1 protein-coding gene is annotated in these 22360 nt (G+C 73.7%); it reads left to right on the forward strand.

What is annotated here, in order from left to right:
- The first annotated feature begins 221 nt into the window (after positions 1-221).
- The gene (locus ACWPQI_RS12530; RefSeq protein ID WP_474738831.1) at positions 222-22226 is read left to right on the forward strand and encodes a non-ribosomal peptide synthase/polyketide synthase; all 22005 of its coding nucleotides are present in this window, start codon (positions 222-224) and stop codon (positions 22224-22226) included.
- The last annotated feature ends 134 nt before the right edge of the window (positions 22227-22360 follow it).

The raw sequence follows: 22360 nt of genomic DNA on the forward strand, positions 1-22360 counted from the left end.
GAAACGATGCGGCCCGGGGGGTCGATTTTTCGCTCCGGTTTCGGGTCGGGATGTCGTCGCGGTGGTCTAGCTTGAGGGAGCGCCCGCTGTCACATCTTCGAGGGCGCGGACGATCGAAGGGGAGAGAGCTACAGCCACGTCGATCCGACCGAGAGGTTTTCCTGCACGGTGCCGGGGGGTGCCAGGACAGCACTGGAATCACTTTCGTGAAGGGGAGTTCGTTGCAAGAGCGGCCGTACATTCCGCCCGGGGCCTTCCCGTTGTCCTCCGCCCAGCGTTCGATCTGGGTCGCGCAACAGCTGGCACCCGAGGTCCCCGTCTGCATCGCCCAGTACGTCGACCTGCCCGGAGACCTCGACCTGGATCTGCTGCGCGCCGTCGCGCACGAGGCCGCGCGCGAGTTCCAGTCGCCGTACCTGCGCGTCGTCGAGGTCGACGGCGAGCCCTACCAGTACGTCGATCCGGACCTCGACCGCAGCGACGTCCCGCTGCTCGACTTCTCCGGGGCCCCGGACCCGATGGCCGCGGCGCAGCAGTGGATGAACACCGACTACGCCACCCCGGTCGATCTGGCCCGCGACCCGCTGGTGAACATGACGATCCTGCGGCTCGGCGAGCGACGGCACCTGTGGTACAGCCGGATCCACCACGTCGCCCTCGACGGTTTCGGCGCCATGACGATGGTCAACCGGATCGCCGCCCTGTACTCGGCGGCCCACGAGGACCGGGCCCCCGAGCCGCCCACCGCCGCCGACCTGCACTCCCTCTACCGATCCGACCTCGACTACCGCGGTTCGAGCCGGTACACGAGCGACCGCGACCACTGGATCGGGCGGGTCGCCGGGCTCGAGGACGGATCGACCCTGGCGCGGCGGACGGCCCCGACCGCCGCGCGCAGCACCCTCGACAGCGTCACCCTGCCCGACGACCTGGTCGCCCGGCTGACCGACGCCGACGCCACGAGCGGATCGTCGGCGGCCGCGACGGTGGTCGCGGCGTTCGCGTGCTACCTCTCCCGGATCACCGGCCGCGCCGACGTGATGCTCAACCTGCCGGTGTTCGCGCGGACCACCGTGGCGGCCAAGCGCTCCGGCGGCATGCTCGTCAACACCGCGCCGCTGCACATCCGCCTCGAGGACACCGACACCCGCGGCGACCTGGTGCACCGCGCCCAGCTGGAACTGACCGGTGCGCTGCGGCACCAGCGCTTCAGCCTCGAGGACATCCGCCGCGAGACCGGCACCACCGGCCGGGCCCGCAGCTACGGCGGACCGATGATCAACGTGATGCTCTTCCGCCAGGAGATCGCGCTCGGCCCCATCCGCGGCGAGTTCCACATCATGACCTCGGGTCCGGTCGAGGACCTGCTGGTCAACATCTATCAGAGCGGCACCCCCGCCCGGACGTTCGTGGATTTCCGCGGCAATCCCCACCAGTACGAGCCGGACGAGCTGCGCGAGCACCACGCTCGCTTTGTCGAGCTGTTCGGCGAGTTCCTGCGGGCCGAACCGGACACGCCGGTCGCGCGCATCCACCCCGCGACCGCCGCCGTCGCCGAGCGCCTGCGCCGCGACGCCGACCTCGAGCGGTTCTGGCGGGCCGCCCTGGCCGGGGCGCCCGAACACCTCGAGCTGCCCGCCGACCGTCGCCGCACCGGTCCGCGCAGCACCCCCGTCGCCGCCCGCCTCGACCTACCCGTCCCCGCCGAGCTGGGGGACCGGGTGGGCGACCTCGCCCGGCGCCACGGCGTCACCGCCACCGAGGTGCTGCACGCCGCCGCCGCGGTCCTCGTCGCCCGGCTCACCGCCGGCGCCGACACCCTCGTCGGACTGTCCACCCCGGCCGGGGCGCTGCCGCTGCGGGTGCGGCTCGACGAGAACGAGCCGTTCGCCGAGCTGCTCGGCCGGGTCGCGGCGATCCACGCCGCCGCCACCGCCCACGCCGACGTCCCGGCCGACCGGCTCGCCCGGTGCTTCGACGCACAGCACGTGCCGGCCCTGCCGGTGCTTCTCGACCCCGGCGGCACCGCCGCCGACGACGGCCTCGCGCACGCCGAACTCGCGCTGCACACCGCGACCGGCCCCGACGGCACCCACCTGCGGGGTACGTACGCCACCGACCTCTACGACCCCGCCACCGCACGATCGTTCTTCGAACGTTTGCTGCGGGTTCTGGGCACCGTCGCCGCCGACCCCACCGCCCCGGTCGGCAGCGTCGACATCGTCTTCCCGGACGAAGCGGCGCAGCTGAGCCCGGTCCGCGGACTGCCCGGCGTGTCCCCGCAGCTGTGGCCCGAGATCCTCACCGCGGTGGCTTCGCACGTCCCGGAGGCGAGTGCGCTCGAGTTCGAGGGCCGCACGATGACGTACGGGCAGCTCGACGCCTGGTCCGATCGGGTCGCCCGGGTCCTGATCGACGCCGGCGCCGGGCCGGAGACGTTCGTCGCCCTCGGCATCGCCCGATCCCTCGAATCGGTGGCCGCGATCTGGGCGGTGGCCAAGTCCGGTGCCGCCTACATGCCGGTCGACCCGACGTACCCGGCCGAGCGGATCGAGTACATGCTCGCCGACTCCGGGGCGGTGCTCGGGCTGACCACCACCGCCCACCGCGACGGCCTGCCGGACGACGTGCCGTGGCTGGTGCTCGACGACGCGGAGTTCGTCACGGCGCTGGACTCGGTCCCCGACGGCCCGTTGTCGGACCTCGACCGGCGCGGCGCGCTGCACTTCGACCATCCCGCCTACCTGATCTACACCTCCGGGTCCACCGGTCGACCCAAGGGCGTGGTGGTCCCGCATCGCGGTCTGGCGAACCTGTGCGCCGAACTGCACGGCCGGCACGGCCCCACCTTGCACTCGCGGGTCTCGCACTTCTCGTCGCCGAGCTTCGACGCCTCGGTGTACGAGTACATGACCGCCTTCGCGATCGGCGCCACCCTCGTCGTGGTGCCCCCGACGATCTACGGCGGCGAGGAACTCGCCCGCTTCTTCCGCGAGCAACGCATCACCCATGCCTTCTCCACCCCCGCGGCGCTGGCCTCGGTCGACCCGGAGGGCGTCGCCGCCGAGTCGGTCACCGTCGCCGGGGACGCGTGCCCGCCCGAACTCGTCGCCCGCTGGGCCCCGGGCCGACGGATGTTCAACGCGTACGGCCCGACCGAGGCCACCATCGTCGTCAACATCTGCGGCCCGCTGACGCCGGCACCGGCGATCCCGATCGGCACCCCCGTGCGCGGCACCCACGAGGTCGTCCTGGACTCCCGACTGCGGCCGGTGCCGGTCGGGGTCGCCGGCGATCTCTACATCGCCGGACCGGGCATCACCCGCGGCTACCGCGGCCGGCCCGGGCTCAGCGCCGAACGGTTCGTCGCCGACCCGTTCGGGGCGCCGGGGGAGCGGATGTACCGCACCGGCGACGTGGTGCGCTGGCGCACCGACGGCGACCTCGAGTACCTCGGGCGTTCCGATTTCCAGGTCAAGGTCCGTGGGTTCCGCATCGAGCTCGGCGAGATCGACACCGTCCTGACCGCCCACGACGATGTCGCGTTCGCGGTGACGATCGGGCACACCGCCCCGTCCGGCGACACCGTCCTGGTGTCCTACGTGCTGCCGCCGGCCGGGCACACCGCCGAACCCGGCGCCCTCCTCGCGCACCTGTCGCGGAGCCTGCCGGCGCACATGGTGCCCACGGCGATCGTCGTTCTCGACGAGATCCCCCTCACTCCCGTCGGCAAGCTCGACCGGCGTGCGCTGCCGGTGCCCGTGCTCGCGCCCGACGGCAGCACCTACGTCGCGCCGTCCTCCGACGCCGAACGGACGGTGGCGCAGGTGTTCGCCGAACTCCTCGGCGTCGACCGCGTCGGTGTCGACGACAGCTTCTTCGATCTCGGCGGGAACTCGCTGATCGCCACCCGGGTGGTCGCCCGCGTCAACGCCGCCCTCGGCACCGACCTGGGCGTGCGGGCATTGTTCGAGGCCCCCACGGTGCGGACCCTGGCCGCCCTGACCGCCGGCGCCGGCGCGGGCACCCGGGCGCCGCTGGTGGCCGGGCCCCGCCCGGACGTGCTCCCGGTCTCCGCAGCGCAGCAGCGGATGTGGTTCGTCAACCAGCTCGACACCACCTCCCCGGCCTACAACATCCCGATGGCGATCCGGCTGCGCGGCCGACTCGACCGCGACGCCCTCACCGCCGCCGTCACCGATGTGCTTGCCCGCCACGAGGCCCTGCGCACCGAGTTCCCGGCCACCGCCGACGGACCCGTCCAGCGGATCCGCCCGGTCGAGCAGGTGCCCGTCGATCTCACCGCGACGACCGTCACCGCCGATGGGCTGGCGCAGCGGGTGGCGGCGGAGGTGACCGCGGGGTTCGATGTGGCGGCGCAGGTGCCGGTGCGGGTGCGGTTGTTCGTGCTCGGCGACGGGGAGCATGTGCTGGTGTTCGTGGTGCATCACATCGCGGCGGACGGGGCGTCGATGGCGCCGCTGGCGCGGGACCTGATGACTGCCTACGCCGCCCGCACCGACGGCTCCGCGCCCGCCTGGACGCCCCTCGAGGTGCAGTACGCCGACTACGCGCTGTGGCAGCGGGAGGTCCTCGGCGACCCGGCCGACCCGGACTCGCTCGCCGCCGCCCAACTCGACTACTGGCGCGAGACCCTGTCCGGGGCACCGGAAGTGCTGGCGCTGCCCACCGACCGGCCCCGCCCGCCGCACCAGTCGTTCCGCGGCGCCACCGTCCGCTTCGACGTCGGTGCCGAGCTGTACCGGGCCGTAGGCGAACTGGGCCGCACCCACGGCGCCACCCCCTTCATCACCGTGCACGCCGCCCTGGCGGTGCTGCTGTCCCGGCTGTCGGGCAGCGACGACGTCACCGTGGGCACCCCCGTCTCCGGTCGCGGCGACCGTGCCCTCGACGATCTGGTCGGCATGTTCGTCAACACCGTGGTGCTGCGCACCCCCGTCGACGCGCAGCACACCTTCGCCGAACACCTGACCCGCGTGCGGGACCGGGACCTCGACGCCCTCGCCCACACCGACCTGCCGTTCGACGCCCTGGTCGATGCCGTCCCCGGCCACCGGTCCGAGGCGTACGCGCCGCTGTTCCAGGTGATGCTGGCATTCCAGAACACCGAGTCGGCCCGCCTGCAGCTACCCGACCTGACCGTCGACGTCTCCGAAATCGACACCGGCACCACCAAATTCGATCTGCACCTGACCCTGACCGAGGTCCCCGGCCACGACGGCGCCGCCCTCACCGGCGCCCTGTCGTATGCGACCGACCTGTTCGACCCCGGCACCGTCACCGCCCTCACCGAGCGGTTCGTGAGGCTGCTCACCGCCGTGACCGCCGCCCCGCACGTCCCCGTCGGCGACCTCGACCTGCTCGAGGGGGGAGAACGGGAGCTGATCCTGCGGCGCTGGAACGCCACCGACGCGCCCCGCACCGCGCACACCCTCGCCGACCTGTTCGCCCGGCAGGCCGCCCGCACGCCCGACGCCGACGCCGTCGTGTTCGGCGACGAGACCGTGACGTACGCCGACTTCGACGCCCGCACCAACCGGCTCGCCCGGCACCTGATCGCCGCCGGGGTCGGTCCGGACCGTCTCGTCGGTCTCGCGATGCGCCGCTCGGTCGAGCTGCTCGTCGGGATGTACGCGGTGATCAAGGCCGGCGGCGCGTACCTGCCGCTCGACCCCGACCATCCCGCCGACCGGCTCGAGTACGTCCTGGACAACGCCCGCCCGGTGTGCGTGCTCACCACCACCGCCGACCGGACACCGCTGCCCACCTCCGTCCCGGTCCTCGAGCTGGACCGGCTGGAGCCGAGCGGCGAGTCCGCCGCCGCCCTCACCCCGCAGGAGCGCACCGCCCCGCTGACGGGGGACCACCTCGCCTACGTGCTCTACACCTCCGGCTCCACCGGCCGCCCCAAGGGGGTCGCGGTCCCGCACGCCGCGATCGTCAACCGGCTGCGGTGGATGCAGCACGCCTACCCGCTCACCGCCGAGGACACCGTCCTGCAGAAGACCCCGTTCACGTTCGACGTGTCGGTGTGGGAGTTCTTCTGGCCGTTGCACACCGGGGCTCGGCTCGTCGTCGCCGCACCCGACGGGCACCGCGACCCCGCCTACCTGACCACCGTCGTCGAGCAGCAGCACGTCACCGTGGCGCATTTCGTGCCGTCCATGCTCGCGGTGTTCGTCGCGGCCACCGACGCGGGCCGCTGCCCGTCGCTGCGGCTGCTGTTCTGCAGCGGCGAGGCGCTGCCCCCTGCCACGGTCACCGCCGCCCACGCGGCGTTTCCCGCCGCCGCGCTGCACAACCTGTACGGGCCCACCGAGGCCGCCGTCGACGTCACCTCGTGGGCGTGCACCGACGACGACGCCGACGTCGTGCCGATCGGTGCACCGGTGTGGAACACCCGCGTCCACGTCCTCGACGCGCGGCTGCACCCCGTCCCCGTCGGTGCCGTCGGCGAGCTGTACCTGTCCGGCATCCAGCTCGCCCGCGGCTACGTCGGGCGCGGCGACCTGACCGCCGACCGGTTCGTCGCCGACCCCTTCGGTCCACCCGGCACCCGCATGTACCGCACCGGCGACCTCGTGTCCTGGCGCCGCGACGGCAACCTGGTCTACCTCGGCCGTTCCGACTTCCAGGTCAAGCTCCGGGGGCTGCGAATCGAACTCGGCGAGATCGAGCACGCGTTGCTCGCCGACCCGGTCGTCGCGCAGACCGCCGTCGTGGTGCACCGGCCCACCGGCGCCGCCGACGGTTCCGACGGGGTGCTCGTGGCGTACGTGGTACCCGAGTCCGACCGCACCGTCGACACCGCGGCCCTGCTCGAGGCGGCCGCCGCCCGGCTGCCCGGCTACATGGTGCCCACCCACGTCGTCGTCCTCGACCGGCTCCCGCTGAACCCGAACGGCAAGCTCGACCGCAAGGCCCTGCCCGCCCCGGATCTCGCCGCCGACCGGGCGGCGGAACACGTCGCGCCGCGGACCCCGGTCGAACAGGTGCTGGCCGAGATCTTCGCCGGTCTGCTCGCGGTGCCGAGGGTCGGTGTGCACGACAACTTCCTGGAACTGGGCGGAAACTCGTTGCTGGCCATGCGGATGGCCGCGCGGATCGCCGCCGCGACCGGCGCCGAGGTGGGCGTGCGGGACCTGTTCGACGCACCCACCGTCGCGGCCCTGGCCGAGCGGCTGCGTGACCGTGACGCCGCCGCCCGGCCCCCGCTCGCCGCCGCGACCCGGCCGCCGGTGGTCCCGCTGTCCCCGGCGCAGCAGCGCATGTGGTTCATCAACCAGTTCGACACGACGTCCCCGGCCTACAACATCGCCGTCGCGTTGCGCCTGGCCGGGACGCTGGACCACGCCGCGCTGCGGGCCGCCGCCGCCGACGTCGCCGCCCGGCACGAGACACTGCGCACGCGCTACCCGCTCACCGACGACGGCCCGGTACAGGTCGTGCTGCCCGTCGCGGTGTGGCAGCCCGACTTCACCGTCACCCCCGTCGAGACCGAGGACACGGTGCCCGCGCACATCGACCGGATCGTCGGCACCGGCTTCGACGTCGCCACCGAGGTGCCGGTGCGGATCCGGCTGCTCACCGTCACCGACACCGACCACGTGCTGGTCCTGGTCGTGCACCACATCGCCGCCGACGGATTCTCGATGGGACCGCTGGGGCGGGATCTGATGACCGCGTACGCCGCCCGCGCCGAGGGGCACGCCCCCACCTGGTCGCCGCTGCCGGTGCAGTACGCCGACTACACGCTGTGGCAGCACACCGTGCTGGGCGACGAGTCCGAGCCCGCCTCCCTCGCCGCAAGGCAGCTCGCGTTCTGGCACGACACCCTGGCCGGGGCACCGGAACTGCTCGAGCTGCCGTGGGATCGGCCCCGCCCGGTGCAGCAGTCCGGCCGCGGTGCCCGCGTGGCCTTCGAGATCGGCACCGACACCCATCGCGGGATGCTCGCGTTGGCCCGCGCGCACGACGCGTCGCTGTTCATGGTCGTGCACGCGGCGCTCACGGTGCTGCTGGCCCGGCTGTCCACCAGCGACGACATCGTGATCGGCACCCCCGTCGCCGGCCGCGGCGACCGCGCCCTCGACGATCTCGTCGGCATGTTCGTCAACACCGTCGTGCTGCGGGCCCCGGTCGACGAACGCGAACGGTTCGATTCGCTGCTGCGGCGCGTCCGGTCGGCGGACCTGGCGGCCTTCGGCCAGGCCGACGTCCCGTTCGAGCGGCTCGTCGAGGCCCTCGACCCGCCCCGGTCGACGTCCTACCCGCCGCTGTTCCAGGTGCTGCTCGAATTCCAGGACATCGAGCGCCCCGACATCGCCCTGCCCGGGGCGACGGCCCGCGTGCTCGACCTCGATCCCGGCCTGTCCCCGTTCGACCTGCAGCTGTCGATCGCCGAACGGCCCGCCGGATCCGGCGTGCAGGCGGCGTTCACGTACGCCACCGACCTGTTCGACGCGGCCACAATCGCCTCGTTCGCGGACCGGTTCGTGCGGATCCTCGACGCCGTCACCGCGGATGCGGCCGTGACGGTGGGGGACGTGGAGATCGTCACCCCCCGCGAATTCGCCACCCTCGCCCCGGCGCGGGGCCGGCCCGCGGTCTCCCCCCAGCTGTGGCCCGAACTGCTGTCGTCGGTGGCGGCGATCGTGCCGGAGGCGGTCGCGCTGTCGTTCGAAGGCCGCACCGTCACCTACGGTGAGCTCGACGCCTGGTCCAACCGGCTGGCCCGGGTCCTCGTCGAGCGCGGCGTCGGACCCGAATCCTTCGTCGCGCTGGGGATTTCCCGATCGATCGAGTCGGTGGCGGCGGTGTGGGCGGTGACCAAGTCCGGGGCGGCGTTCGTCCCCGTCGATCCCGGCTACCCGCCCGAGCGGATCGCCTACATGCTCGACGACTGCCGGGCCGTCCTCGGGCTGACCACCACCGCCCACCGTGACGTGTGGCCCGCCGACTCGGTGCCGTGGCTGCTGCTCGACGACCCCGGCCTGCGCCGCGGACTCGACGACGTCTCGCCCGCCCCGGTCACCGACGACGACCGTCGGGCCCCGCTGCGGTACGACCATCCGGCCTACCTGATCTACACCTCCGGCTCGACCGGTCGGCCCAAGGGCGTCGTCGTCACCCACCGCGGCCTGACGAACCTCAATGCCGAAGTGCGCGAACACTTCTCGATCACCCACCGGGCCCGCGTGTCGCATCTGGCCTCGCCGAGCTTCGACGCGTCCCTGTTCGAGCTGACCAAGGCGTTCTGCGCCGGCGCCACTCTCGTCATCGTGCCGCCCACCGTCTACGGCGGCGAGGAACTCGCCCGCATCCTGCGCGAGGAACACATCACCCACGCCTTCGTCACCCCCACCACCCTCGCCTCCCTCGACCCCACCGGGCTCGACGAGCTGCGCGTGCTCGTCGTCGCCGGGGAGGCCTGCCCACCGGAACTGGTCGACCGGTGGGCGCCGGGCCGGCACATGTACAACGGCTACGGCCCGTCCGAGGCCACCATCGAAACCAGCGTCAGCCCCGACATGCGTCCGGACACCACCGTCACCGTCGGCGGCCCCGCGATCGGTTTCCACGAGGTCGTCCTCGACGAACGACTGCGGCCTGTCCCCACCGGGGTCGCCGGTGAGCTCTACATCGCCGGCGCCGGCCTCGCCCGCGGCTACCATCGTCGCCCCGACCTGACCGCCGCCCGGTTCGTCGCCGACCCGTTCGGGGCGCCGGGGGAGCGGATGTACCGCACCGGCGACGTGGTGCGCTGGCGCACCGACGGCACCGTCGAGTACCTCGGGCGTTCCGATTTCCAGGTCAAGGTCCGTGGGTTCCGCATCGAGCTCGGCGAGATCGACACCGTCCTGACCGCCCACGACGATGTCGCGTTCGCGGTGACGATCGGGCACACCACCCCGTCCGGCGACACCGCCCTCGTCGCCTACGTGCTGCCGGAGACCGGCCACCACGTCGACACCGCCGCGCTGCGCGCCCACGTCGCCGGGCAACTGCCGGCGCACATGGTGCCCGCCGCGGTCGTCGTCCTCGACGAGATCCCGCTCACCCCCGTCGGCAAGCTCGACCGCCGCGCCCTGCCGGTACCCGACCTGTCGGCCACCGGCGAATACCGCGCCCCGGCCACCGAGACCGAGACCGTCATCGCCGAGATCGTCGCCGAGGCCCTCGGCCACGAGAAGGTCTCCGTCGACGACAGCTTCTTCGACCTCGGCGGGAACTCGCTGATCGCCACCCGGGTGGTCGCCCGCATCAACGCCGCCCTCGGCACCGACGCCGGCGTGCGGGCATTGTTCGAGGCCCCCACGGTGCGGACCCTGGCCGCCCGCATCCTCGACGACCACGCCGGCGGCCCCCGCGTCTCCCTCACCGCAGGCCCGCGCCCGGATAGGATCCCGCTGTCCCCGGCGCAGCAGCGGATGTGGTTCGTCAACCAGTTCGACACCACCTCGGCCGCCTACAACATCCCCCTGGCGATCCGGCTGACCGGCCGCCTCGACCGGGCTGCGCTCACCGCCGCCGTGCACGACCTGATCGCCCGTCACGAAACCCTGCGCACCTGGTACCCGAGCGAGAACACCGGACCGGCGCAGCTGGTCACCGACCCCGTCCAGGCCACCCCCGACCTCGATCCGGTCCCGGTGTCCGCCGATGGGCTGGCGCAGCGGGTGGCGGCGGAGGTGACCGCGGGGTTCGATGTGGCGGCGCAGGTGCCGGTGCGGGTGCGGTTGTTCGTGCTCGGCGACGCCGAGCATGTGCTGGTGTTCGTGGTGCATCACATCGCGGCGGACGGGGCGTCGATGGCGCCGCTGGCGCGGGACCTGATGACCGCCTACGCCGCCCGCACCCGGGGACAGGACCCGGCGTGGACGCCGCTGCCGGTGCAGTACGCCGACTACGCGCTGTGGCAGCGGGAGGTCCTCGGCGACCCGGCCGACCCGGACTCGCTGACCGCCCGGCAGCTCGACTACTGGCGCACCGCCCTGGCCGACCTGCCGGAGATCCTGCCGCTGCCCACCGACCGGCCCCGCCCGCCGCACCAGTCGTTCCGCGGCGCCACCGTCCGCTTCGACGTCGAACCCGACCTGCACCGCCGCCTCACCGACCTCGCCGCCGCCCACGGCACGACCGTGTTCATGGCCGTGCACGCGGTGCTGGCGGTGCTGCTGGCGCGACTGTCGGGCAGCGACGACATCGCGGTGGGCACTCCCATCGCCGGCCGGGGGCATCGTGCCCTCGACGATCTGGTCGGCATGTTCGTCAACACCCTGGTGCTGCGCACCCCGGTCACCCCGGCCCTGCCGTTCACCGACCACCTCGAACGCACCCGCGAGGTCGATCTCGCCGCCTTCGGCCACGCAGACCTGCCCTTCGAGAAGCTCGTCGACGCTCTCGCCCCCACCCGCGCCACCGACCATGCCCCGCTCGTCCAGGTGGTCCTCGAATTCCAGAACAACGAACGCGCCCACCTGCAGCTGCCGGACCTGACCGTCGACGCCCTCGACGCCGACGCCCCCGTCGCCAAGTTCGACCTGCAGCTGACGATGGGGGAGAACCCGCCCGCCGGTCCCGACCCCGCCGGCATGACCGGCGCCTTCACCTTCGCCACCGACCTGTTCGACGCCGCCACCGTCACCACCTTCGCCGAGCGGTTCGTGCGGCTGCTCACCGCCGTCACCACCGACCCGGCCCGGCCCGTCGGCGACCTCGACCTGCTCGACCCGGCCGAACGACCCGCGCCCGCGCCCCGCCCCGTCCGGCACGCCGAGACCCTCACCGCCGTCTTCGCGCGGTCCGTCGCCGCCGGACCCGACACGGTCGCGATCACCGCCCCCACCGACCCGGCCACCCCGGCGCTGACCTACCGCGACCTCGCCGCGCGGGCCCGCCGCCTGGCCCGGGACCTGATCGCCCACGGCGCCGGACCCGACCGGCTCGTCGCCGTCGCCGTGCCCCGCTCCACCGACCTGATCGTCACCCTGCTCGCCGTCCTCGAGACCGGCGCCGGATACCTGCCCGTCGACGTGTCCTACCCGCCGGAGCGGCTCGCGTTCCTCTTCGACGACGCCCGGCCGGTGTGCATCGTCAGCACCACCGCCGACACCGCCGCCCTGCCCGCCGGGGACACCCCGGTGCTGCTGCTCGACACCCCCGACACCGCCGCCCGGCTCGCCGACCTACCCGACGGCCCGCTCACCGACGCCGACCGGCTCGGAGCGCTGCACCCCGACCACGCCGCCTACGTCATCTACACCTCCGGCTCGACCGGCCGCCCCAAGGGCGTCGTCGTCCCGCACCGCAACGTCGTCACCCTCCTCGCCGAAACCCAGGGCCGGTTCGGGTTCGACGAGCACGACGTGTGGACCATGTTCCACTCCTACGCCTTCGACTTCTCGGTGTGGGAACTGTGGGGCGCCCTCGCCTACGGTGGCCGCCTCGTCGTCGTCGACCACCACACCGCCCGCTCCCCGGAGGCATTCCTCGACCTGCTGCGCCGCGAGCACGTCACCGTGCTCAACCAGACACCGACCGCGTTCTACCAGCTGATCGAGGCCGACCGCGCCGCCGGCGACCACACCCTGTCGCTGCGCTACGTCGTCTTCGGCGGCGAGGCCCTCGACCTCGCCCAGCTCGAACGCTGGTATCGCCGCCACCCGGACACCGCCCCGGCGCTGGTGAACATGTACGGCATCACCGAAACCACCGTGCACGTGACCCTGCAGCCGCTGGACCGGCAGTTCGCCGCGACCGCCTCGGCCAGCGTCATCGGCGACGCCATCCCCGGCCTGACGGTGCACGTCCTCGACCGGCGCCTGCACCCGGTGCCGACGGGCGTGATCGGCGAGATGTACGTCTCCGGGGACCAGGCCGCCCGCGGCTACCTCGGCCGCCCCGACCTGACCGCCGCGCGCTTCGTCGCCGACCCGTTCGCCGGCCCGGGCGCGCGCATGTACCGCACCGGCGACCTCGCCCGCCGCCGCCGCGACGGCCGGCTCGAATACCTCGGCCGCAGCGACTTCCAGGTGCAGCTGCACGGTTTCCGCATCGAGCTGGGGGAGGTGGAGGCGGCGTTGCTGCGCTGCCCGGGCGTCGCCCGCGCCGTCGTCGTGCTCCACCGCGACGAGCGGGCCGCCGACCGCCTCGTCGGATACGTGGTTCCGGAGACCGGCGCGACCGTCGACGTGGCCGCCACGCTCGAGCAGGTCGCCGTCGGTCTCGCCGCCTACATGGTCCCGGCCACCCTCGTCGTCCTCGACACCCTGCCGGTCACGGCCACCGGCAAACTCGACCGCAGGGCACTGCCCGACCCCGACTTCGGCGCGCTGGCCACCACGACCCGCGCCCCCGCCGGCCACCTCGAAAGGCAGCTCGTCGAGCTGTTCGCGCAGGTCCTCGGCCTCGACACGGTCGGCGTGGACGACTCGTTCTTCGCGCTCGGCGGGGACAGCATCATGTCCATCCAGCTGGTCTCACGCGCCCGCGCCGACGGCATCGAGCTGAGCCCCCGGGACGTGTTCGAACGCAAGACCCCCGCCTCGCTCGCCGCCGTCGCCACCCTCGGCGACGGCCCCGCCGTCCTCGCGGAGCTGCCCGGCCGCGGCGTCGGCGCCGTCCCCCTGACCCCGATCGTGCGGTGGATGCTCGAACGCGGCGGTAGCATCGACCGCTACTCGCAGGCCGCGCTGTTGCGGCTGCCCGCCGGGTTGGACCGTGCCACCCTGACGGCCACGCTGCAGGCGGTGCTGGACCGGCACGACATCCTCCGCGCCCGCCTCGTCCCCGACGTCGACGACCCCGCCGGCGTCGGCCTGCAGGTCCGCGGCCCCGGCGCGGTCACCGCCGACCCGCTCATCCACCGCGTCCCCGTCACCACCGCCGCCGACACCGACGACTTCTTCGCCCTCGCCGCCGCCGAACTCGACGCCGCCGCCGACCGCCTCGACACCGCCGCCGGAATCCTGCTGCAGGCGGTGTGGTTCGACGCCGCCGCCGGCGCCGGGCGCCTGCTGCTGGTCGTGCACCACCTCGCCGTCGACGGGGTGTCCTGGCGCATCCTCGTCCCCGACCTCGCGACCGCGTGGGCCGCCGCCCGTCACGGCACCGCGATCGAGGACACCCCCGCCGGCACCTCCGTGCGACGCTGGGCGCACGCCCTCGTCGACGCCGCGCACCGCGCCGACCGTGTCGCCGAACTCGACCGCTGGACCGCGATCCTCGACGGGGACGACCCGCTGCTCGGGGACCGTCCGCTCGACCCGGTCGTCGACACCAACGCCACGGTCCGCACCCTGGCCACCGACCTGCCCGCCGACGTCACCGCAGCGCTGCTGACCACGGTGCCCGGCGCGTTCCACGGCACCGTCAACGACGGCCTGCTCACCGCCCTGGCACTGGCGGTCACCGCCTGGCGCCGCGACCGCGGCACCGTCACCGACCACGTCCTGATCGCGCTCGAGGGTCACGGCCGCGAAACCGCCGTCGCCCCCGGCGCGGACCTCTCCCACACCGTCGGGTGGTTCACCACCATTCATCCGGTCCGGTTCGACCTGAGCGATGTCGACCTGCCGGATGCGCTCGACGGCGGCGACGCTGCCGGCGCCGCCGTCAAGGCCGTCAAGGAACAACTCGCCGCCGTCCCCGACCACGGCATCGGGTTCGGCCTGCTGCGCTACCTCAACGCCGACACCGCCGCCCGGTTGCGCACCCGCCCCGCCCCGCAGATCAGCTTCAACTACCTGGGTCGGCTCACCCCGGGCGTCACCGACGCGGACACCCCGTGGCTCCCGGTCGACGCCTTCGACCGGGGCGGCGCGCAGAGCCCGGACATGCCGGCCGCCGCGGTCGTCGACATCAACGCCGTCACCGTGCCCACCACCGACGGGCCCGTGCTGCGCGCCACCTGGTCCTACCCGCAGCACCTGCTCACCGACGCCGACGTCGCCGCCCTCACCGAGCGGTGGGCGGCCGCCGCCGCCGCCCTCGCCCGACACGTCCACCGCCCGCACGCCGGGGGCCTGACCCCGTCCGACGTGCCCCTCGTCGCCCTCGACCAGCCCGCCCTCGACCGCCTCGAACGCCACTACCGCGCGGCCGGGCACGCCGGCGGCCTGGCCACCGTGTGGCCCGTCGCCCCGCTGCAGGCCGGGTTGCTGTTCCACGCCCTGCTCGCCGAGCAGTCCGCCGACGCCTACGTCGTCCAACTCGTCCTCGACCTGCAGGGCACCGTGGACCCGGACCGGCTGCGCCGCGCCGCGCAACTGCTGCTCGACCGCCACCCCAACCTGCGGGCCGCGTTCGCCGACGACGGCTCCGGCGGCTTCGTGCAGGTCGTGCCCGCCCGCGTCGACCTGCCCTGGACGGTGCTCGACCTGACCGGCCTCGACGACCCGGACCGCCAGGCGGCGCGCCTGCTCGACGAGGACCGCCGCACCCGTTTCGACACCGCCGTCGCCCCGCTGCTGCGCGCCACCCTCGTGCGGGTCGCCGCCGACCGGTACCGACTGGCCCTGACCAACCACCACATCCTGCTCGACGGCTGGTCCACTCCGCTGCTGGTCAAGGATCTGCTGCTGCTCTACGCCACCGACGGCGACACCGCGGCCCTCGGCCGCCCGCGCAGCTACGGCGACTACCTGCGGTGGCTGGCCGGGCAGGACACCGACGTCGCCGCGGACGCCTGGGCCCACGCCCTCGCCGGCCTCGACGAACCCACCCTGCTCGCCCCCACCCACCGGCCCGGTCGCACCGCCGCGGTCTCGCAAGATCTCGACCTGGACCTTCCGGGTGGGCTCGCCGCGCGCCTCGACGCCGTCGCCGCCGACCGCGGCGTGACCGTCAACACCGTGGTGCAGACCGCGTGGGCGCTCGTGCTCGGTGCGCTCACCGGCCGCGACGACGTCGTCTTCGGCGCCACCGTCTCCGGCCGGCCCCCGCAGGTCACCGGAATCGAGTCGATGGTGGGGCTGTTCATCAACACCGTCCCGGTCCGGGTCACCGTGCGCCCCGCCGAGACCCTCGGCGCCCTGCTCGACCGAGTACAGGCCGAGCAGGCGGCCCTGCTCGACCACCACCACATCGGACTGAGCACCATCGAACGCCGGGTCGGCGCCGCCGCCGGCTTCGACACCCTCACCGTGTTCGAGTCCTACCCGGTGGACCGGGCCGGTCTGACCGAGGACACCGACATCGCCGGGATGCGGGTGGCCGGGATCAGCGGCCACGACGCCACGCACTACCCGCTGAGCATCGTCGCCCACCCGGCCGGCAGCGGGGACACCGCCACCCTGCACCTGCGGCTGAAGTACCTGCCCGAAGTCTTCGACCGTGCGACCGTCGAGACCGTCGCCCACCGCATCGAGAAGGTCCTGACCGCCCTCGCCGGCGATCTGCACGCCCCGGCCGCGGCCGTCGACGTGCTCGTCGGCGACGAACGCGCCGCCCTGGCCCCGGTCCGTGGTCCCGTCGGCGGCACCACCCACACCCTGCCGGAGCTGTTCGGCGCGACCGCCGCCGCGCACCCGGACGCCGTCGCGATCGTCGACGGCGCCACCCGGTGGACCTACCGCCGCCTCGACGACTGGTCCACCCGCGCCGCACGCGTCCTGACCGACCTCGGCGTGGGCCCGGAAACCTTCGTGGCCCTGGGCATCTCGCGGTCGCTGCATTCGGTGGCCGCGATGTGGGCCGTGACCAAGACCGGTGCCGCGTTCGTGCCCGTCGACCCGAACTATCCCACCGACCGCATCGCCTTCATGCTCGCCGACAGCGGCGCCGCCCTCGGGCTCACCACCGCCGCACACCACGACACCCTGCCCGGCACCGTCCGCTGGCTCACCGTCGACACCGACGACTTCGCCGCCCGGCTCGCCGACACCCCCGCCGGGCCCCTCGGCGACGCCGACCGCCGCGGCCCCCTGCGGCTGGACCACCCCGCCTACCTCATCTACACCTCCGGTTCCACCGGCCGCCCGAAGGGTGTGGTGACCACCCACCGCAGCCTCGAGAACTTCGCCCTCGACCAGCGGGAGCGGTTCGGGGCCGGACCCGACGCCACCGTCATGCACTTCTCCTCCCCGAGCTTCGACGCCTCGATCTTCGAGTACCTGCTCGCGTTCGGTTCCGGCGCCGCCCTCGCGGTCGTACCGCCCACCGTGTACGGCGGTGAGGAACTCGCCCGCGTCCTGCGCGAGCACAGCGTCACCCACGGCTTCATCACCCCCGCCGCCCTCGCCTCCCTGCCCGCCGCCGACCTCGACGCCTTCGCCGACCTCGCCGTCGGCGGTGAGGCCTGGCCGGCCGAACTACGCGACACCTGGGCACCCGGCCGGCGCCTGGTCAACGCCTACGGCCCCACCGAGACCACGATCATGGCCGCGATCAGCGCCCCGATGACCGCCGCCGGCCCCCTCACCCTCGGGGGACCGCTGCGCGGTGTCCGCGCCGTCGTCCTCGACGCCGCCCTGCGCCCCGTGCCCGCCGGCGTCGCCGGCGAGCTGTACCTCGGCGGCCTCGGCCTGGCCCGCGGCTACCACGCCCGCCCCGACCTGACCGCCGCCCGGTTCGTCGCCGACCCGTTCGGGACGCCGGGGGAGCGGCTGTACCGCACCGGCGACGTGGTGCGCTGGACCGACGCCCTCGAACTGGAATACGTGGGCCGCACCGACTTCCAGGTCAAGGTCCGCGGGTTCCGCATCGAACTCGGCGAGATCGACGCCGCGTTGTGCAGCCACCCGGACGTCGCGTTCGCCGCGACCCTCGGCCACACCGCGCCCTCCGGGGAGACGGTGCTCGTCGCCTACGTGCTGCCCACCCCCGGCCACGAAATCGGCACCGACATCCTGCGCGCGCACGTCGGCGACCGGCTGCCCGCGCACATGGTGCCCGCCGCGGTCGTCGTCCTCGACGAGATCCCGCTCACCCCGGTCGGCAAACTCGACCGCCGCGCCCTGCCCGCACCGGACCTGTCCGGCGGCAGCGGGGACTACATCCCACCGGCCGACGAACTCGAAACCGCCGTCGCCGGGGTGTTCGCCGACGTCCTCGGCCTCGACCGGGTCTCGGTGACCGACAACTTCTTCGACATCGGCGGCAACTCCCTCGTCGCAACCCGCGCCGCGTCGCGTCTCGGCGCCGCCCTCGGCGTCGACCTCGGGGTACGGGCCCTGTTCGAAGCCCCGACCGTCCGCGCCCTCGCGGCCCGGCTGGCCGCGACCCCGGGCACCGAACCGGTCACCGGTGCCGGACCGGTCCGCCGCCCCCGCCCGGACCGCATCCCCCTGTCCCCGGCCCAGCAACGGATGTGGTTCGTCAACCAGTTCGACACCAGCTCCCCGGCCTACAACATTCCGCTCGCGATCCGGCTGACCGGTCATCTGTCCGTCGCCGCGCTCGACACCGCCGTCCGCGACGTCCTGGCCCGGCACGAGAGCCTGCGCACCGTCTACCCGGCCGGCCCCGACGGGCCCGTGCAGCGGATCCTCGACGCCGACGACGTCGGTCTCACCGTCGACGTCGTGCCCGCCACCGAGGACACCGTCCTCGCCGCCGCCGCGGAGTTCGCCGCCACCGGATTCGACGTCACCGTCGACGTGCCGCTGCGGGCGCGGGTGTATGCGCTCGGCCGCGACGAGCACCTCGCCGTCCTCGTCGTCCACCACATCGCCGGGGACGGCTTCTCCACCGGGCCCCTCGCCCGCGACCTGATGACCGCCTACCGCTCACGCACCCGCGGCGACGCCCCCGCCTGGGCGCCACTGGACGTGCAGTACGCCGACTACACCCTCTGGCAGGTCGGCCGCCTCGGCGCCGCCGCCGTCCCCGGTTCCCTCGCCGCCACCCAGCTCGACTACTGGCGCACCGCCCTGGCCGGCCTGCCCGAAGTCCTCGCCCTGCCCACCGACCGGCCGCGGCCCGCACAGCAGTCCTTCCGCGGCGACGTCGTCCGCTTCCCGATCGACGCCGCCCTGCACGAACGCCTCACCCGCCTCGCCGCCGCCCGCGGCACGACCGTGTTCATGGCCGTGCACGCGGTGCTGGCGGTGCTGCTGGCGCGGTTGTCGGGCAGCGACGACATCGCGGTGGGCACTCCCATCGCCGGCCGGGGGCATCGTGCCCTCGACGATCTGGTCGGCATGTTCGTCAACACCCTGGTGCTGCGCACCCACGTTCCCGGACAGCGCACCTACGCCGATCTGCTCACCGCCGTCACCACCACCGACCTCGACGCCTTCGCCCACGCCGACGTCCCCTTCGAACAGGTCGTCGAAGCCGTCGACCCGGCCCGTTCCACGGCCCACGCGCCGCTGTTCCAGGTCTCGCTCGAATTCCAGAACACCGCACGCCCCCGCCTCGAACTGCCGCACCTGACCGTCAGTGGCGTGCCGCTCGACCCGACGGTCGCCAACTTCGACCTCGAACTGCTCCTCGGCGAGAACCACGACGACACCGGCGCCCCCGCCGGCTTCGACGCCGCCCTCGTCTACGCCACCGACCTGTTCGACGCCGACACCGTCACCGCCTTCGCGGACCGGTTCGTCCGCCTCCTCGACGCCGTCACCGCCGCCCCCGACACCCCCGTCGGCGACATCGACCTCGTCACCGACGAGGAGCGTCGTGCCCTGGTCCCCGCCCACGGCCCGCACACCCTCGGCACCCGAGTGTGGCCGCAGATCCTCGCCGACGCCGTCGCCGTCGACCCGGACGCCCTCGCCGTCGTCGACGGGCCCCGCCGCGCCACCTACCGCGAACTCGACGCCCACTCGAGCCGCCTCGCCCGGATGCTCGTCGACTACGGTGTCGGCCCCGAGACGGTCGTCGCCCTCGGTCTGCCCCGCAGCCTCGACTCCGTGACCGCCCTGTGGGCCGTGACCAAGACCGGCGCCGCGTTCGTGCCCGTCGACCCGAGCTACCCGCGTGAACGCATCGAGTACATGCTCACCGACAGCGGTGCCGCCCTCGGCCTCACCGTCACCGCCCATCGCGACGGGCTGCCCGCCACCGTGCCGTGGTTCGCGCTGGACTCCGCCACCACCGTCGCCGAACTCGCGCCGTACGCACCCGAGCCCCCGACCGACGCCGAGCGCACCGCGACCCTCGAACCCGACCATCCCGCCTACCTGATCTACACCTCCGGGTCGACCGGCCGCCCCAAGGGCGTCGTGCTCACCCACCGCGGCCTGTCCGACCTCGCCGTCGAGGAACACCTGCACCTCGACGTCCGGCCCGGCAGCCGCGTCTCGCACCTGGCCTCGCCGAGCTTCGACGCCTCGGTGTTCGAACAGATGATGGCCCTCTCGGCCGGTGCCACCCTCGTGATCGTGCCCCCGGCCGTGTACGGCGGCGACGAACTCGCCGAGGTCCTGCACGCCGAACAGGTCACGCACGCGTTCATCACCCCGACCGCGCTGGCCTCCCTCGACCCGGACACCGTCGACAGCGTGGGGGTTCTCCTCGTCGCCGGTGAGGCCTGCCCTCCCGAACTCGTCGCCCGGTGGGCCCCCGGCCGCCGCCTGGTCGACGCCTACGGCCCCACCGAGGCGACCATCATGACCTCCATCAGCGATCCTTTGGCGCCGGGGGAACCCGTCACCATCGGCCGGCCCACCCGCGCCTTCCACGCCGTCGTCCTCGACGCCCGGCTGCGACCGGTGCCCGTCGGGGTCGCCGGTGAGTTGTACGTCGCGGGACCGGGCCTCGCGCGGGGCTACCACGCCCGCCCCGACCTGACCGCCGCGCGGTTCGTCGCCGACCCGTTCGGGGCGCCGGGGGAGCGGCTGTACCGCACCGGCGACGTGGTGCGCTGGACCAAGGACCACAGCCTCGAATACGTCGGTCGCTCCGATTTCCAGGTCAAGGTCCGCGGGTTCCGCATCGAACTCGCCGAGATCGACGCCGCGCTCACCGGGCACCGGGACGTGGTGTTCGCGCACACCGTCGGCCGCACCGCCCCGTCCGGGGAGACCGTCCTCGCCTCGTACGTCCTGCCGGCCCCCGGCAGCGCCCCCGATCCCGCCGACATAAAAGCATTTGCGGCGCAACAACTTCCGGGCCACATGGTGCCGACCGCCGTGGTCGTGCTCGACAGGATCCCGCTCACGCCGGCCGGCAAACTGGACCGGCGGGCCCTCCCGGAGCCGGACTTCGCCGCGCTCGGCGGCACCTACCGCGCCCCGGCCACGGAACTCGAACACACCGTGGTGGGGGTATTCGTCGACTATCTCGGCCTGGACCGGGTCTCGGTCGACGACAACTTCTTCGACCTCGGCGGCACCTCGCTGCTCGCCACCCGGATGCTGCCGGCACTCGGTGAGCGCCTCGGGCGGCCCGTCCCGCTGCACTCGATCTTCACGCATCCGACCCCCGCCGGCCTCGCCGCCCACCTCGGGGGCCCGCAGGAACGCACCGGCATCGACGAGGCCCTGCAGGTGCTCGTCCCCCTGCGCGACGGCACCGGCGCACCGCTGTTCTGCGTCCACCCGGCCGCCGGGTTGTCGTGGGCCTACGCGCCGCTCGCCCAGCGCGTCGGCGGCGACCGCCCCGTCTACGGGCTCCAGTTGCCCACTCTCAGTGGTGGTCCCGCCCCGGAGTCGGTCACCGCGCTGGCCCGGCGGTACGTCGAGGAGATCCGCCGTATCCAGCCGCACGGCCCCTATCACCTGCTCGGCTGGTCGCTCGGCGGCGTCGTCGCCCACGCCGTCGCCGTGGAACTGCGCCGGGGAGGGGAGCGGGTGGACACCCTCGCCCTGCTCGACAGTCACCTCAGCGTCCGGGGCGCCGGCTCGGTCGGGATCCGCGACATGCTCCGCGATCTGGGTGTGCCGTTCGACGCCGAACAGGAACCGACCTACGAGCAGGCGTCGGAGCTGCTCGATGCGGCGCTGGGCGGCGACACCGGTCTGACCGCCGCGCACCTCGAGCGGATCCACCGGGGCTCGGCCGCCGCGTTGCGGGCCGCCCGCCGGCACGGGCCCGCCACCTTCGACGGGGACGTGCTGTTCTTCACCGCCGTCCGGTCCGCCGCTCCGGTCGCGGCGGTCGCGGCCTGGCACAACGTGGTGTCGGGGGAGATCCACCAGTACCGGATCGACTGCGATCACCACGAGATGGTGTCCCCGCACGCGGTCGAGGCGATCGTGCAGGTCCTGTCGGCGCGACTGGCGGACCCGGCGGTCACTGGCGCGGGCCCACGGAACTGAAATCGTCTTCGGGACAGCATCTTCCGTATCCCCGCGGACGGTCACGGACGGGGCGAGGTCCCGCAGTGAAGGAGGGGACCCCGGCGATCGACGGACGTGTCGCGGCGGTGCCCCGAGATCAGCGCCCGGTCACC

The organism is Rhodococcus sp. LMD (genome assembly GCF_056108245.1).